At 67.5% G+C, this 14,877-nt stretch carries 16 protein-coding genes; 7 read left to right on the top strand and 9 right to left on the bottom strand.

What is annotated here, in order from left to right:
* Positions 1-20: 20 nt before the first annotated feature.
* The 8 genes from VGN66_RS01880 to VGN66_RS01915 form a co-directional block, all read right to left on the bottom strand.
* On the bottom strand, positions 21-695 hold the full coding sequence (locus VGN66_RS01880; protein WP_327517161.1) for a uroporphyrinogen-III synthase: 675 nt from the start codon (positions 693-695) through the stop codon (positions 21-23).
* Positions 692-1,603 (bottom strand): hydroxymethylbilane synthase, encoded by a 912-nt coding sequence (hemC, locus tag VGN66_RS01885; RefSeq protein ID WP_327517162.1) that lies wholly within the window; start codon positions 1,601-1,603, stop codon positions 692-694. Before hemC ends, VGN66_RS01880 begins: the two co-directional genes overlap by 4 nt.
* 150 nt (positions 1,604-1,753) lie before the next feature.
* Positions 1,754-2,950 carry an acetyl-CoA C-acyltransferase gene (locus VGN66_RS01890; RefSeq protein WP_327517163.1) on the bottom strand — a complete coding sequence of 399 codons (1,197 nt, stop codon included), beginning with the start codon at positions 2,948-2,950 and terminating at the stop codon, positions 1,754-1,756.
* A 67-nt stretch (positions 2,951-3,017) separates the two neighbouring features.
* Positions 3,018-3,803 (bottom strand): crotonase/enoyl-CoA hydratase family protein, encoded by a 786-nt coding sequence (locus VGN66_RS01895; protein WP_327517164.1) that lies wholly within the window; start codon positions 3,801-3,803, stop codon positions 3,018-3,020.
* 35 nt (positions 3,804-3,838) lie between these two features.
* Positions 3,839-4,435, bottom strand: coding sequence for a response regulator transcription factor (locus VGN66_RS01900; protein ID WP_327517165.1), 597 nt, complete (start codon positions 4,433-4,435; stop codon positions 3,839-3,841).
* Positions 4,401-5,330, bottom strand: coding sequence for a transposase (locus VGN66_RS01905; RefSeq protein WP_327517166.1), 930 nt, complete (start codon positions 5,328-5,330; stop codon positions 4,401-4,403). Before VGN66_RS01905 ends, VGN66_RS01900 begins: the two co-directional genes overlap by 35 nt.
* Entirely contained in the window at positions 5,327-6,229 is a 903-nt protein-coding gene (locus tag VGN66_RS01910; RefSeq protein ID WP_327517167.1) for a hypothetical protein, read from the bottom strand. Before VGN66_RS01910 ends, VGN66_RS01905 begins: the two co-directional genes overlap by 4 nt.
* Complete coding sequence (locus VGN66_RS01915) at positions 6,226-6,372, bottom strand: hypothetical protein (protein ID WP_327517168.1); 147 nt, start codon at positions 6,370-6,372, stop codon at positions 6,226-6,228. Before VGN66_RS01915 ends, VGN66_RS01910 begins: the two co-directional genes overlap by 4 nt.
* A gap of 127 nt (positions 6,373-6,499) precedes the next feature.
* Here VGN66_RS01915 and VGN66_RS01920 point away from each other — a divergent pair, with 127 nt between their 5' ends.
* Both VGN66_RS01920 and VGN66_RS01925 read left to right on the top strand, forming a co-directional pair.
* On the top strand, positions 6,500-6,937 hold the full coding sequence (locus tag VGN66_RS01920) for a PaaI family thioesterase (protein WP_327517169.1): 438 nt from the start codon (positions 6,500-6,502) through the stop codon (positions 6,935-6,937).
* Positions 6,934-7,320, top strand: a complete 387-nt coding sequence (locus VGN66_RS01925; protein WP_327517170.1) for a PaaI family thioesterase — start codon at positions 6,934-6,936, stop codon at positions 7,318-7,320. The genes VGN66_RS01920 and VGN66_RS01925 overlap by 4 nt, the downstream gene beginning before the upstream one ends.
* A gap of 3 nt (positions 7,321-7,323) precedes the next feature.
* Here VGN66_RS01925 and VGN66_RS01930 read toward each other — a convergent pair whose 3' ends face one another.
* Positions 7,324-8,457: a PQQ-dependent sugar dehydrogenase gene (locus VGN66_RS01930; RefSeq protein WP_327517171.1), complete on the bottom strand. Its 1,134-nt coding sequence runs from the start codon at positions 8,455-8,457 to the stop codon at positions 7,324-7,326.
* Between the two features lie 221 nt (positions 8,458-8,678).
* Here VGN66_RS01930 and rimP point away from each other — a divergent pair, with 221 nt between their 5' ends.
* The 5 genes from rimP (at position 8,679) to rbfA (ending at position 14,877) form a co-directional block, all read left to right on the top strand.
* Positions 8,679-9,257, top strand: coding sequence for a ribosome maturation protein RimP (gene rimP, locus VGN66_RS01935; RefSeq protein ID WP_327517172.1), 579 nt, complete (start codon positions 8,679-8,681; stop codon positions 9,255-9,257).
* Complete coding sequence (gene nusA / locus VGN66_RS01940) at positions 9,257-10,918, top strand: transcription termination factor NusA (protein ID WP_327517173.1); 1,662 nt, start codon at positions 9,257-9,259, stop codon at positions 10,916-10,918. The genes rimP and nusA overlap by 1 nt, the downstream gene beginning before the upstream one ends.
* The gene (locus tag VGN66_RS01945) at positions 10,905-11,567 is read left to right on the top strand and encodes a DUF448 domain-containing protein (protein WP_327517563.1); all 663 of its coding nucleotides are present in this window, start codon (positions 10,905-10,907) and stop codon (positions 11,565-11,567) included. Before nusA ends, VGN66_RS01945 begins: the two co-directional genes overlap by 14 nt.
* A 79-nt stretch (positions 11,568-11,646) precedes the next feature.
* The gene (gene infB, locus VGN66_RS01950; protein WP_327517174.1) at positions 11,647-14,349 is read left to right on the top strand and encodes a translation initiation factor IF-2; all 2,703 of its coding nucleotides are present in this window, start codon (positions 11,647-11,649) and stop codon (positions 14,347-14,349) included.
* A gap of 123 nt (positions 14,350-14,472) precedes the next feature.
* The gene (gene rbfA, locus VGN66_RS01955; protein WP_327517175.1) at positions 14,473-14,877 is read left to right on the top strand and encodes a 30S ribosome-binding factor RbfA; all 405 of its coding nucleotides are present in this window, start codon (positions 14,473-14,475) and stop codon (positions 14,875-14,877) included.

Consider the following 14,877-nt stretch of genomic DNA (forward strand, 5'->3'; position numbering starts at 1 on the left):
TGCTTATTCTCCCGATGCGGTCAGGGGTCAATCGCAAGCGGCCGTGCAACCGCGATCAGTGCGGCATCGCTGGGCTCCGCAGCGATGGCGACACGCGCCCAACCGCACCCGTCGGCGTCGGCGGCGCGCGCGCTGATCGCCGCGATCCGTACCGAATTGCGCGGAATGCCATGCGCGTCGAGCTGCGCGCCGAGCTGACGCGTTGCGCGGGCGGAATGGACCAGCGCGACGCTGCCGGACAGCTGCGCCGCTGCGTTTGCGGTCAGTGCGACGGCTTCATTGGCGTACACCGGAAGGATGGCGCGGATCGCTGTGTGCTGAATCACGATCCGGTCGCGCCCGGCGAGCCATAGCAGCCGCTGGTTCGACGGCTGGCGCGCGAGCAACGCAGCGACCCCGCGGCTGCCGCATTCGACGACGCGCAGCCCGGCATGCTCGGCGGCAAGCCCCGTTTCCGGCCCCACGGCGAGCGTGGGAAGCCGCGCCAGTGCCGCCAGCCCCGGCCCGGCATGGCGCGCGGCATTGGCGCTGGTCAGCAGCAGCGCGTCGAACAGCTTCGGGTCGGGCGGCGTCCAGTCGAGCGGCACGACCTCGAACAGCGGCACGAGCAGCGGCTCAAGCCCGGCGGCGCGGACGCGGTCAGCGGTGGCCGCACCGCCCGGTGGCGGGCGCAGGATGGCGACCGGGCGGCTCAATGTCCAAACAGGCGGCGCAGATGCGGCGGCGCGCTGCTCAGGAGCGCTTGCGCCAGCTCTGCGGCTTCATGCGGATTGCCCTCGAGGTTCCTGCGCTCGACCGCGACATGCTCCGATCCATCCTCGTTCAGGATCTCGGCGCGCAGCCGCAGGCCGTCGGTTTCGATCGTGGCGAGCGCGGCGACGGGGGAGTGGCAGTCGGCGTTGAGCGCGGCCAGCAACGCGCGCTCGGCCCACACGCAGCGTTCGGTGACGGCATCACCGATCGCCGCGACATGGATACGCGTCATGGAGTCGTCGGCGCGCACCTCGATCCCGACCGCGCCCTGTGACGGGGCGGGAAGCAGCTGGTCGACGCCGATCGCCACGCCGACATCGCCATAGCCCAGCCGGTCGAGCCCGGCGGCGGCGAGCAGGGTCGCATCAGCCTCGCCCGCCGCCACCTTGGCGCGGCGGGTGTCGACATTGCCGCGCAGCGCGACGATGGCGAGGTCGGGGCGCACGCGGCGCAGCTGTGCGGCGCGGCGCGGCGAGCTGGTCCCGATCCGTGCGCCATGGGGCAATGCCGCGATCGATTCCGCACCGATCAACCGGTCGCGGACATCGGCGCGCGGCAGCATCGCGGCGACCGCGATCGTCTCCGGGCGGATCGTCTCAACGTCCTTCATCGAATGCACCGCGAGGTCGATGTCGCCATCGAGCAGCGCGCGGTCGAGTTCCTTGGTCCACAGCGCCTTGCCGCCGATCTCGGCCAGCGGACGATCCTGCACGCGGTCGCCGGTGGTGCGGATCGGCACGATCTCGACCGACTCCGGCGCCCAGCCATGCGCAGCGAGCAGCGCATCGCGGACCATATTGGCCTGAACAAGGGCGAGCGGCGAACCGCGGGTACCGAGACGGAGAAGCATGTGCGCCGTCTAGCGAAGCGTTTCGGTGATGTCGAAGGGGTGCGGTAATCCCACCGTCCGTTTGCCCTGAGCCTGTCGAAGGGCCGCAAGCGAAACGGCTGTTGGGGACCGCCCTTCGACAAGCTCAGGGCAAACGGACCGCGGGGACGGCTACACGATCTCGAACAGTCCCGCCGCGCCCATCCCGCCGGCGGTGCACATCGACACCACCACCCAGCGCACCCCGCGCTTGCGCCCTTCGATCAGCGCATGGCCGACCAGTCGCGCGCCGGTCATGCCGAACGGATGGCCGATCGCGATGGCCCCGCCATTGACGTTGTAGCGCTCGGGATCGATGCCGAGGTGATCGCGACAATAGAGGCACTGGCTGGCAAACGCCTCGTTGAGTTCCCACAGGCCGATATCGGCGACCGCCAGCCCGGCGCGGTCGAGCAATTTGGGGATCGCGAAAATGGGGCCGATGCCCATCTCGTCGGGGCCGCAGCCGGCCGCCTGAAAGCCGCGATAGATGCCGAGGATATCCTTGCCCTCGGCCTGGGCGGTGGCGCGGTCCATCACGATCTGGGCGGCGGCGCCGTCGGACAGCTGGCTCGCATTGCCGGCGGTGATGTGGTTGCCCTCCGCGATCACCTGTCCGCCCTTCCACACGGTCTTGAGGCCTGCCAGCGCTTCGGCGGTGGTACCGGGGCGGATGCCTTCGTCCTGGGCGACAGTGACGGTCTCGGTGCCGGTGCGGTTGCCTTCCTTGTCAAACAGCGCCTTTTCGACCGTGATCGGCGCAATCTCCTCAACGAACGCGCCCTTGGCGAGGCCGGCCTCGGCGCGCTGCTGGCTCTGCGCGGCATAGGCGTCCTGGGCCTCCCGGCTGATGCCATAGCGTTCGGCAACGATCTCGGCGGTTTCGATCATCGGCATATAGGCGTGCGGTTCGTTGGCGAGCACCGAGTGGTTGGCGAAGCGCGGCGCGTCCTTGGTCACCGTCAGGCTGATCGATTCCATGCCCCCGGACAGCGCGACATCGATATCGCCCGCGATGATCGAGCGCGCCGCCAGCGCCAGCGCAGTGAGGCCGGAGCCGCATTTGCGGTCGAGTGTGAAGGCGGGGACGCTTTGCGGCAATCCGGCGGCGAACACCGCCATGCGCCCGGCATTGCCGCCTTGGGTGCCCCATTGGTTGCCGACGCCCCAGAAGATGTCGTCGATCCGCGCCGGGTCGATCCCGGCGCGTTCGACCGCGGCGTTCATCACATGCCCCGCCAGAACCGGCGCCTCGGTCGCGTTGAACGCGCCGCGATAGGCCTTGCCGATGCCCGTCCGGGCGGTGGAGACGATCGCGGCTTCGCGCATGGATATCCTCTCATTCGTATATCGGGTATGGCGATCCTTTATCGTGAGAGTAGGCGCATTGGAAGAGTCAGTCGGCGAAGCTCGGTGTGCGCTTCTGCATGTTCGCCATCACCGCTTCCATCTGGTTGGGCGATCGCATCAGCTTTGCCTGCTCGGCGCTTTCGGCGACCAGGATCGGGCCGGCGCTGGCATCGGCGGACAGATTGGCGAGGCGTTTGGCGGCGCGGATCGCCTCCGGGTTGCGCGCCGCGATGGCGGCGGCAATGTCCATCGCGGCGGCATAGGGCGCGTCGGAAAGATGGGTGACAAAGCCGAGCGCCGCCGCCTCCTCCGCATCGAACTCACGCGCGGTATAGGTCAGTTCGCGCAGCACATCGTCGCGCACCGTCGTCCGCCACAGCGCGAATCCGGCCATGTCGGGGACGATTCCCCATTTCATCTCCATGATCGAACAGCGCGTGCCCGGGGCCATGATGCGGATGTCCGCGCCCGACATGATCTGGAACCCGCCGCCGAACGCAATGCCATGAACTGCCGCGATCACCGGGACCGGCAAGGTGCGCCAGCCCCAAGCGACCTGCTGGAACAGATTGGCCTCGCCATGGCTGCGTGCGTGGATGTCGAGCGCGCCGCCGCCGCCCGCCATGCTCGCCATGTCGAGCCCGGCGCAGAAGGCCTTGCCCTCACCCGACAGCACTACCGCGCGCAGGCCGGGCGTGGCGTTGAGCTGATCGATCGCGTCGGCGATCCCAGCGAACATCGCGGGGTCGAGCGCGTTCATCTTGTCGGGGCGCGCCAGCCGGACATCGGCGATGCCGTTGGCGATATGGATAGTCACGCGCTGCTCGGTCATAGGTCCTCTCCGCTCGATCTTGCTTTACGCGCACGTTAACCCGCGATGAGGCGATAGCCCAGCCCCTTGCGACCTTCGATCATCGCGGTGGGAAAGGGGCGGTCGAGCTTGGCGCGCAGGTTCGAGACATGGACCGCGACGACATTGGTGCCGGGGTCGAAGCGAAGTCCCCAGACCCGCTCCAACAGCTCGCGCCGGCTGACAAAGCGGCCGGCGCATTCGGCAAGGTAACGCACAAGCGCGAACTCGCGGGGGAGAAGTGCGATCGGCGCGCCCGAGCGACTGGCTGTGCGTGCGACCGGGTCGAGCTGCAGCGCGCCCACCCGGATGGTCATCGCCATGCGGCGCCGGATGCTGATATCCACTCGGGCGGCCAGCTCATCGGGATCGACCGGGTCGACGACCGCATCGGCCGCTCCGGCATCGAGCGCCGCGATCAGCGCTCGGCGGTCCTGCGTCAGTGCGATGTGCGGTACCGGTGCCGCATCGATTCGCTGTCCGGTACGATATCGGTACAGGATCGCGGCGGGTTGCGTCGTGCCCCATGCCGCCGAGCACCCGATCTCCAGCGCATAGCCGCGTGCGCGGACCGCGGCGTCAAGCTGAGGTATCTCGACTTCGGATAGAATCACCGGGGCCACCCCCCGGTTTTGCGCAGTTTCGCAGCGCCCTGTCTGCCGCAGATGGGTCCAAAGCGGGGTGATCCGGCGCGGCGCGGGCGATCAGCGCCAACGCCTCGGGACAATCCGGACGCGCCGATGCCAGCGCGGTAAGCGCGGTCGTGCGCATGCGTGGATGCGGGTGGTGGCGGGCAAGATCGTCGATCAGGTCGAGTCCATTGCCGCCGCCCAGATGCGCGGCAATCGTTGCGAGCCCCTCCGACGGCGCGGTGGTCAGGACTTCGGCGATGGCTCCGGTCGCCGGGTCGAAGCGATGCTGGTCGATCCAGCGATGCGACGGATGGCTGCCAAGGATGTTGAGCGTGACCGAGAACGCGTCGGGCGGCAGCTGGGCGTGGACGTCGCGGGACATGCGGTAAAGCATCAACTGCCCCGGCTCGATCCGCCGCCGCCCGGTGAAGCGCATCGGAACCTCCGGCTGCGCGGGATCGCGCTCCCAATAATCGCTCCAATAGCCCGGGCCGAGATAGCCATAGGTCAGGAACGGGAAATTATGGTCGTGCGCCATGCCATAAACGAACGGCGCGGTGCCGCTTGCCCGGACGATGCCGTCATCGGCGGATGGCCAGAAATTGGCGCGCAGCACGAAGCGGCCAGTGGGCGGGCGCAGCAGGAACACCTGCGCGCCGTAGCTATTGACGGCGCCCTGTCCGGCGCAGCGCGTCTTGAGTTCGGCGATGGCGAGGTCTGCGAGGAAATCCCGGTTGCGTCCGAGGCGCGCAAGCAGCGGGCCGAGTGCCGCGAAGCTGTCCTCGTCATGCGGATCGAATGGGGTGGTCTCGAGTGCCTCGACCAGTTCGTCGAGCGCCATCGCGCTGCCCGCGCCGGGATTGATCATGCGGGTCATGCGGCCGCCAGCCGTGCGTCGAGCCGGTCGAGCGTCTGCGCTGCGGCGGCTTGTACCCCCGGATCGGGGTCTGCTGCCGCCATCTGCGCCAGCCGGGGTCGGGCGGCGCGTGCGTCGAGCATCAGCCATTCGCGCATCGCGGCCCAGCGCAGGTGGAACGCGGGATCGCGCGTCATGGCGTCAAAGCTGTCGGCCGCATCGCTGCGCCCGCTCGCGCGGAGCAGGGCGAGCAGCAGTTCGGCGCGCGAGCTGCGGTCGTCGGCGGTTGCGCTGCGGACAAGACGGCCATCGGCAATGGCGAATTCGTGCATCAGCGGATCGGCGCCCAGTTTGGCGGTCGCGGTGACGGCGACCACGTCGCTCGTCGCCGCGACGATCAGCCGTCCCTCGCGTCGGCCATCCTGTTCGATCAGGTCGCCATCGCCGAGAAGCTGGCGCGCGATCTCGACGCAGCGGCGTGGTTCCGTGTCGGCCAGCCGCCATCGCCGCACCTGCGCCTGCCCGCCCCGGGCATACAGAGTCAGCGCGCGCCGCCCGGACAGCACCAGCGTCGCGGGAGAATCGAGCCGCGCGAGCGCGGCAGCCGAGGTCACGCTGGCGGTTAGCGACACTGCGGGCAGGTCGGCGAGCACCACGGCGGTGCGCATTGCGTCGCGGGTGATGCGGAGTGCGGGATCGAACCACGGATCGGCGCGCAGGGCATCGACCAGTGGCGCGATCAGCCCGGCGATCCAGCCGCTATCGGCCAGCAACGCGCGGGCCTGTCGCAACACCGCGTCCGCGTCGGTAAGCCCGTCGAACCGCGCCGCGATGCGCTCGCGCACGGCGTCGGCAAAGGCGGCGTTGGCGCAGGTTGCCCGCTCGCGCGCGGCCGACACCGCCGGGGCGAAGCTGGTCAAGCGGCGGTGTCGTAAACGATGATGACGATCGCCACCATCATCTCGAAAATCTCGTCCCCCGCGATTTCGGAGGCACGGAGCGCGCCATGCATCGCGACCTGAGTGCCCAGCGTAGCGATGTCGGACAGTGCGAGTGTCAGCATGGTCGATCCCCCGTGTTGATGTGGGGTAAGGCTAGGCTGGTGGGTCGCGACGGCTGAGTTAATTCGGCTTTATGTTGCGGACGCCCCCTGCTTGCGGTGCGTCGCCGCGCCCGCTAGCGGGCAGGGCATGAGCGCTGCGCCGATCCCCTTTGACCCCCAACGCTTCTTCACGCACCGCGTCGGCGGCCATGGCGACGCGCTGGGCATCCGCTATCGCGCGCACGGCCCCGACTGGTGCGAACTCGCGTTGCCGTTCGACCCACGGCTGATTGGCGATGTCAAGCGCGGGGTGCTGGCATCGGGGCCGATCATCACCTTGCTTGACATGGCGACCAGCGTGGCGGTGTGGATGAAGCGCGGCGGGTTCCTGCCGCATGCGACACTCGACCTGCGCGTCGACTATCTGCGGCCTGCGGTCGCCGGGCGCGAGGTGATCGGGCGGGGCGAATGCTATCGCGTGACCCGCTCGGTCGGCTTCGTGCGCGGCGTCGCGCATGACGGCGATCCCGACGATCCGGTCGCGCATGTCGCGGGTACCTTCATGTTCATGGAGGGCGCGGCATGAGCTTTGCGCTGCCACCCTATGCGCAGCTGCTCGGCATCACGATCGAGCGCGGCGATGGCCCGCCGATTCTGACGATGCCGTTCGGCAGCGACGTGCTGGGGCGTCCCGGCTTCGTCCATGGCGGCGCGCTGTCCGGGCTGCTCGAAATGGCGGCGATCGCGGCGCTGCGCCACGCACTGGCGGCGGACGATCGTGAAGATGCGCGAATCAAGCCGGTCAACGTGACCGTCGACTTCATGCGCGGCGGGCGCGAGAAGCCGACGCGCGCGCAGGGCAAGGTCAGCCGCCTCGGCAACCGCGTCGCCAATGTCGAGGCATTCGCCTGGCAGGACGATCCGGACCGCCCGGTGGCGGCGGCCCGGATGAATTTCCTGATCGGGTAAGGCTTACTTCCGCGTCAGCTTGAGCAGACGCCCTTCCGACCCGCGCCCGCCGTCCTCGAGCAGCCAGATCGCGCCGTCGGGACCTTCTTCAACCTCGCGAATGCGCGCGCCCATCGACCATTGGTCGCCCTTGGCGGCGCTGGTGCCGGTGACATCGACGCGGATCAGCGCCTGGCTCGACAGGCCGCCGATGAACAGGTCGCCCTTCCATTGCGGGAACATCTTGCCCGAATAGACGATCAGCCCGCCGGGCGAGATTGCCGGGTTCCACGATACCTTGGGCGCTTCGAACTCGGGGCGCGTGCTGTGGTCGGGGATGTCGCGGCCGTCATAATGGTCGCCGTCAGAAACGATCGGATAGCCATAGTTGCGGCCGGGCAGCACCAGATTGACCTCGTCCCCGCCCTTCGGGCCCATTTCCTGCTCCCACAGATTGCCGGCGCTGTCGAATGCGATGCCGAGCAGGTTGCGATGGCCATAGGACCAGACTGCGGGGTGGAAACCCTTCGCGGTCAGGCCCGGATCGCCGGCCGGCTTGCCGTCGAGGGTCAGGCGCAGCATCTTGCCGAGCGTGGACTTGGGATCCTGTGCCGGGTCGAACTTCTGACGCTCGCCATTGGCGAAGAACACATGCTTGCCATCGGGGGCGAAGGCGATGCGCCCTGAATAATGGCCGCTGCCCTCGACATAGGGCGCGGCCTGGAACAGCCGCTCGACGTTGGTCAGTGTCGGGGTTGCGCCGTCCGATAGCACCGCCCGGGCGAGGACCACGCCCTTGCCGCCCGGCCCCGCTTCGGAGAAGCTGAAATACACGCGCTTGCTCTTGGCATAATCCGGCGCGAGAACGATTTCCTTGAGCGCGCCTTGCCCGGCGCTGTCGACCGCGGGGACGCCGCTCACTTCGGTCTTGGTCTTGCCGTCGGCGCTCAGCAGGATCAGCTTGCCAGCCTTCTCGGTCACCAGCATCCGCCCGTCGGGCAGGAAGGTCATCGACCAGGGCGCGTCGAAATCGGCGACCGGGGTGACGGTGAAGGGCAAGCCGGTGGACGCGGTGGCCGCTTCCTGGCTGTTCCCCGGCTGCGCGCTGGTGCAGGCGATCAGGACGAACGGAACGGCGGCGATCGGTAACAGGCGCATCAAATCCTCCCACAAGCAATCTGCGCAACGCGCGGAAAGCTTGGATGTTGCACGTGAAACAACGCGCGAAAAGGGGTCCCAAGGGGCAGAGTCGAACGCCTTGCTGTTCGCGCGCCTTGCGGTTATAGAGGCGCTGTTCTCGACATTGGAAACTTGGCGAGGTCGGCCCCAGCGGGTCCGGCGGCGACGGGGTGTTTCCGGTGTATTTGGAGTTTTGAGCGTTGGCCGACCTGGCAGTCCTGAACGGTATCATCGAGCCTGAGGCACGTGCGCTCGGCTTCGATCTGGTGCGCGTCAAGCTGTTCGGCGGCGAGGGCGACCGCACGCTGCAGGTGATGGCCGAGCGGCCCGACACGCGCCAGCTCAACATCGACGATTGCGCCGACCTGTCGCGCCGCATCTCCGACCGGCTCGATGAACTCGAAGAGGCAGGCCGTGATCCGATTCCCGAAGCCTATCGGCTTGAAGTCAGCTCGCCCGGCATCGACCGGCCGCTGACACGCCTCAAGGACTTCGCGGACTGGCAGGGGCATGAGGCCCGCATCACGCTCGCCGAGAAGATCGATGGGCGCAAACAATTCAAGGGCGACCTTGCCGGGGTGGAGGGCGACATGATCGCGATCACCGACGGGCACGGGCTGACCCACAACATCGCCTTTGCGACCATTGAGGATGCAAAGCTCGTGATTACCGACCGGCTGATTGCCGCAACCAAACCCCTTTCGGCGGCGGGAGCCGACGAGATTATTGAAGCGCCGGTCGAGGGCGCGGACGAATTCGAAGCAGAGGAACAGGACTGATGGCCACCGCCATTTCTGCCAACAAGGCCGAGCTGATCGCCATTGCCAATTCGGTGGCGTCCGAGAAGATGATCGACAAGGCGATCGTCATCGAGGCGATGGAGGACGCGATCGAGCGTGCCGCCAAGAACCGCTATGGCGTCGAGAACGACATCCGCGCGAAGCTGGATCCCGTCACCGGCGATCTGCGCCTGTGGCGCGTGGTCGAGGTGGTCGAGGCGGTTGACGATTATTTCAAGCAGGTTGACCTCAAGGGCGCGCAGAAGCTGCAGAAGGACGCCAAGGTCGGCGACTTCATTGTCGATCCACTGCCCCCGATTGAATTCGGCCGCATCCAGGCACAGGCAAGCAAGCAGATCATCTTCCAGAAGGTCCGCGATGCCGAGCGCGAGCGCCAGTTTGAAGAGTTCAAGGATCGTCAGGGTGAGATCATCACCGGCGTCGTCAAGCGCGTCGAGTTCGGCCATGTCGTGGTCGATCTGGGTCGCGCCGAGGGCGTCATCCGCCGCGACGCGCAGATCCCGCGCGAAGTGGTTCGCGTCGGCGACCGCGTGCGCAGCCTGATCCTCAAGGTCGTGCGCGAAACGCGCGGCCCGCAGATCTTCCTGTCGCGCGCGCACCCCGACTTCATGAAGAAGCTGTTCGCGCAGGAAGTCCCCGAAATCTATGACGGGATCATCGAGATCAAGGCCGCTGCCCGCGACCCGGGTTCGCGCGCCAAGATCGGCGTGATCAGCCACGATTCGAGCATCGATCCGGTCGGCGCCTGCGTCGGCATGAAGGGCAGCCGCGTGCAGGCCGTCGTGCAGGAGATGCAGGGCGAGAAGATCGACATCATCCCCTGGTCGCCGGATACGGCCACCTTCGTGGTCAACGCGCTCCAGCCGGCCAATGTCGCGCGCGTCGTCATCGACGAAGAGGATGACCGCATCGAAGTCGTCGTTCCCGACGACATGCTCAGCCTCGCCATCGGTCGCCGCGGCCAGAATGTCCGTCTCGCCAGCCAGCTGACCGGCAAGGCGATCGACATCCTGACCGAGACCGACTCGAGCGAGAAGCGCCAGCAGGAATTCGTCACCAACAGCGAGATGTTCCAGAACGAACTGGACGTGGACGAGACGCTCGCTCAGCTGCTGGTTGCCGAAGGCTTCAGCCAGCTTGAGGAAGTCGCCTATGTCGAGATCGACGAACTGGCGAGCATCGAAGGGTTTGACGACGATCTGGCGGGCGAGCTGCAGAGCCGCGCGGCCGAGGCGCTCGAGCGTCGTGAGGAAGCAAACCGCGAAGCCCGCCGTGCGCTGGGCGTCGAGGACGATCTGGCGACGATGCCGTATCTGACCGAAGCGATGCTGGTCACGCTGGGCAAGGCCGGGATCAAGACGCTCGACGATCTCGCCGACCTCGCCACCGATGAGCTGGTTGCCAAGAAGCGCGCCGAACCGCGCCGTCGTGGCGACGGCCCAGCCGCTCCGCAGCGCGACAGCGCCCGCGAGCAGGACAAGGGCGGCGTGCTCGGCGAATATGGCCTGAGCGACGAGCAGGGCAACGAGATCATCATGGCTGCCCGTGCGCACTGGTTCGAAGACGAGCCGGCAGCCGCCGACGCAGGAGAGACGGCTTCGGCCGGCGCGGAGGACGCTGTTGCGGATTCCGAACAATGAGCGCCCGGCTGAACTGACGGATGGTCAGCGTGCGGATGGTGGTCCCATCCGCACCTGCATTCTCTCGCGTGAGGGCCAGCCTCGCGACGGGCTGATCCGGCTTGCCGTGTCGCCCGATGGCGATGTGCTGCCCGATGTCCGCGCCAAGGCTCCGGGCCGCGGCGCGTGGATCGGCGTAACCCGCGCGCAGCTCGACGCGAGCGGCAAGCAGTTGCGCGGCGCCTTGTCGCGTGCGTTCAAGACGAGCGATCTGAACATTCCCGAGGATCTCGGCGCGCGGGTGACCGCGCAGCTCGAGCGCGCGTTCCTCGATCGGCTGGGGCTGGAAGCCAAGGCCGGCTATGTGGTGATCGGCGGCGAGCGCATCGAAAAGGCGGGGCGCAGCGGCAAGCTGTACCTGCTGCTGCACGCGGCCGACGCCGGGGTCGATGGCGCGCGCAAGCTCGATCAGGCGCTGCGGGTCGGCACCGACCGCGAAGGTTCCGGGGACACGGGGTTCACATTGCCGTTCCCCCGCACCATATTGTCCTTGGCGCTTGGCCGCGAAAATGTGGTACATGCAGGCCTGACCGACCCCAGAGCGGCGGCGCGGGTGCGCGAAGCACTCGATCGTCTGCTCCATTTTATCGGACCCGACCCGGCCCCATAGCCTTGCGAAACCCGCCCGCAAGGCGCATCGGGCCTTGCGGCGATCCGAACGAACGACGAAAAAAGCAGGAATTAGACACTTGAGCGATACCGAAAACGAAAAGCCGAAGCTCGGAATGCGCCAGCCGCTGGGGCTGAAGCGCACGGTCGAGACCGGCCAGGTGAAGCAGAGCTTCAGCCACGGACGCTCGAATACCGTCGTGGTCGAAGTGAAGCGCCGCCGCATGCTCGGCCCGCAGACCGGTGCGCCGCAGGAAGAAGCGGCGCCGCCACCCGCACCTGTCGCAGCGCCTCCGGCGCCGCCGGCCCCCGCACCGCGCCCCGCCGCTCCGGCGGGCGAGACCGCGCAGGAGCGCCAGGCGCGCCTGCTGCGTGAGGCCGAAGATCAGCGGATGCAGGCCAATGAGGAAGCCCGCCGCCGCGAAGAGCGCGAGCGTGCCGAGGCCGCCGAGGCCGAGCAGCGCCGTCTTGAGGAAAAGGCCCGCGCCGAAGCCGAGGCCGCCAAGCCGCCTGTCGTCGAAGCAAAGCCAGAGCCGGTTGCCGAAGCGGCACCCGCGCCCGCGCCCGCGCCCGCTCCTGCCGCCGCGCCTGTTACGCCGGCTCCGGTCGCTCCGCCTGCGCCGCCCAAGCCGGTTTCTTTGCAGCTCGACTCGACCCGTCCTGCGCCGCGCCTGTTTACCCCGGTGCAGCGTCCTGAAATTCCGCGTCCGGCACCTGCCAAGCCTGAACCGGCGGCCGCTGCTGCGCCTGCCGCGACAGCGAGCGCACCGGCGAATGCTGGTGGCGCTGCTGCCGGTGCCCCGCGCGGGCCGAATCTTGGCCCCAACCGCGCCCCGGCGCGTGCGCCCGAGCCGCAGCGTCCGCAGCAGCGCGATCGCAAGGGCGACGAGCGTCGTGGCGGCAAGCTGACGGTCAACCGCGCAACGGGCGGTGACGATGGTGCGCGCGCGCGCAGCCTCGCCGCGCTCAAGCGTGCACGTGACAAGGAACGCCGCCACTCCGGCCCGCGCGAGCCGCAGGCCAAGCAGGTCCGTGACGTCAAGGTGCCGGAGACGATCACCGTCGCCGAACTCGCCAACCGCATGGCCGAAAAGGGCGCGGATCTGGTCAAGGCGCTGTTCAAGATGGGCATGCCCGTCACGCTGACCCAGACGATCGATCAGGACACCGCCGAGCTGCTGGTGACCGAGTTCGGCCACAATATCGTGCGCGTCAGCGACAGCGATATCGATCTGGTGCTCGATACCGATGCGGATACCGAGGATGCGCTGAAGCCGCGTCCGCCGGTGGTGACGATCATGGGCCATGTCGATCACGGCAAGACCAGCCTGCTCGACGCGCTGCGCGGTACCGATGTGGTGCGCGGCGAAGCCGGTGGCATCACCCAGCATATCGGCGCCTATCAGGTCACGCTGAAGGACAAGTCCAAGGTCACCTTCCTCGACACACCGGGTCACGAAGCGTTTTCGGAGATGCGCGCACGCGGTGCGAACGTCACTGACATCGTCGTGCTGGTGGTCGCCGCCGATGACGGCCTGATGCCGCAGACGATCGAGGCGATCAATCACACCAAGGCGGCCGGCGTTCCGATGATCGTCGCGATCAACAAGATCGACAAGCCCGACGCCAATGCCCAGAAGGTGCGCGAGCGCCTGCTCGAGCATGACATCCAGGTCGAGGCGATGGGCGGCGAGACGCAGGACGTCGAGGTGTCGGCGAAGGAGAAGACCGGCCTCGACGCGCTGATCGAGAAGATCCAGCTTCAGGCCGAACTGATGGAGCTCAAGGCCAATCCCGACCGCGCTGCCGAAGGCAATGTGGTCGAGGCGAAGCTCGACAAGGGCCGCGGCCCGGTCGCGACGATCCTCGTCACGCGCGGCACGCTCAAGGTCGGCGACGTGTTCGTTGTCGGCGCCGAGAGCGGCAAGATTCGCGCGCTGATCGACGACAAGGGGCGCCAGATCAAGGAAGCGGGTCCGTCGATGCCGGTCGAGATTCTCGGCCTCTCGGGCGTGCCGATGGCGGGCGACCTGCTGCAGGTCGTCGAGAATGAGGCGCGCGCCCGTGAGGTCGCCGCTTATCGCGCCAGCGTCATCCAGAACAAGCGCACGACCAACGCCCCCGCCAGCCTCGAGAGCATGTTCAGTGCGCTCAAGGAAAAGCAGGCGATGGAATATCCGCTGGTCGTCAAGGCGGATACCCAGGGCACGGTCGAGGCGATCGTCGCGGCGATCAACAAGATCAGCACCGACGACATCAAGGCGCGCGTGCTGCATGCGGGCGTCGGCGGCATTACCGAAAGCGACGTGAACGCGGCTGCGGCCTCGGGCGCGCCGATCATCGGCTTCAACGTCCGTCCGAACGCTAAGGCACGCGAGATCGCCGATCGCCACAAGGTCGCGTTCAAATATTATGACGTGATCTACGAACTCACCGACGAGATCCGCGCCGGCATGGCGGGGCAGCTTGGTCCGGAGGCGTTCGAGACCGTGGTCGGCCGTGCGGAAATCCGCGAAGTGTTCTCGGCGGGCAAGCATGGCAAGGCCGCCGGTCTGCTGGTGGTCGATGGTGCGATCCGCAAGGCGCTCAAGGCCCGCATCACGCGCGACGACGTCATCATCTACCAGGGCGAGATCGCATCGCTGCGCCGCTTCAAGGACGATGTCGCCGAAGTCCGCGCAGGTCTGGAATGCGGTGTGACGTTCACGCAGAACTTCACCGACATCAAGGCCGGCGACATGCTGGAAACCTTTGAGGTCGAGCTGCGCGAACGGACGCTGTAATCAAAATTGCCCTCTCCCCTTCAGGGGAGAGGGTTGGGAGAGGGGCCTGTCCCTAAGCCGGACGGTGGCAGTCTTGAACTGCCCCTCTCCCCGGCCCTCTCCCCTGAAGGGGAGAGGGAGTTCATGAAACACAACGACACCCCCGAAACCCGCTCCGTCCGCCTGCTTCGCGTGGGCGAACAGGTGCGCCATATCCTGTCCGACATCCTCGCGCGCGGGGAGGTGCATGACGAGCTGTTGGCCAAGCATATGGTCAGCGTCACCGAAGTGCGCATGTCGCCCGACATGCGCCACGCCACCGTCTTCGTGAAGCCGCTGCTGGGCAAGGAAGAGGAGGCGGTGATCAAGGCGCTGCGTACCAACACCGCCTATCTTCAGCGCGAGGTCGCCGCCCGCGTAAAGCTCAAATATGCCGCGAAACTCAAATTCCTCGCGGACGAGAGCTTCGATGAGGGCAGCCATATCGAACTGCTGCTGCGCGATCCCAAGGTGGCGCGCGACCTTTCCGCCGACGACGCCACCGACTGA

The sequence above is a fragment of the Sphingomonas sp. genome (genome assembly GCF_035998645.1).
In the GTDB taxonomy this organism is placed as follows: domain Bacteria; phylum Pseudomonadota; class Alphaproteobacteria; order Sphingomonadales; family Sphingomonadaceae; genus Sphingomonas.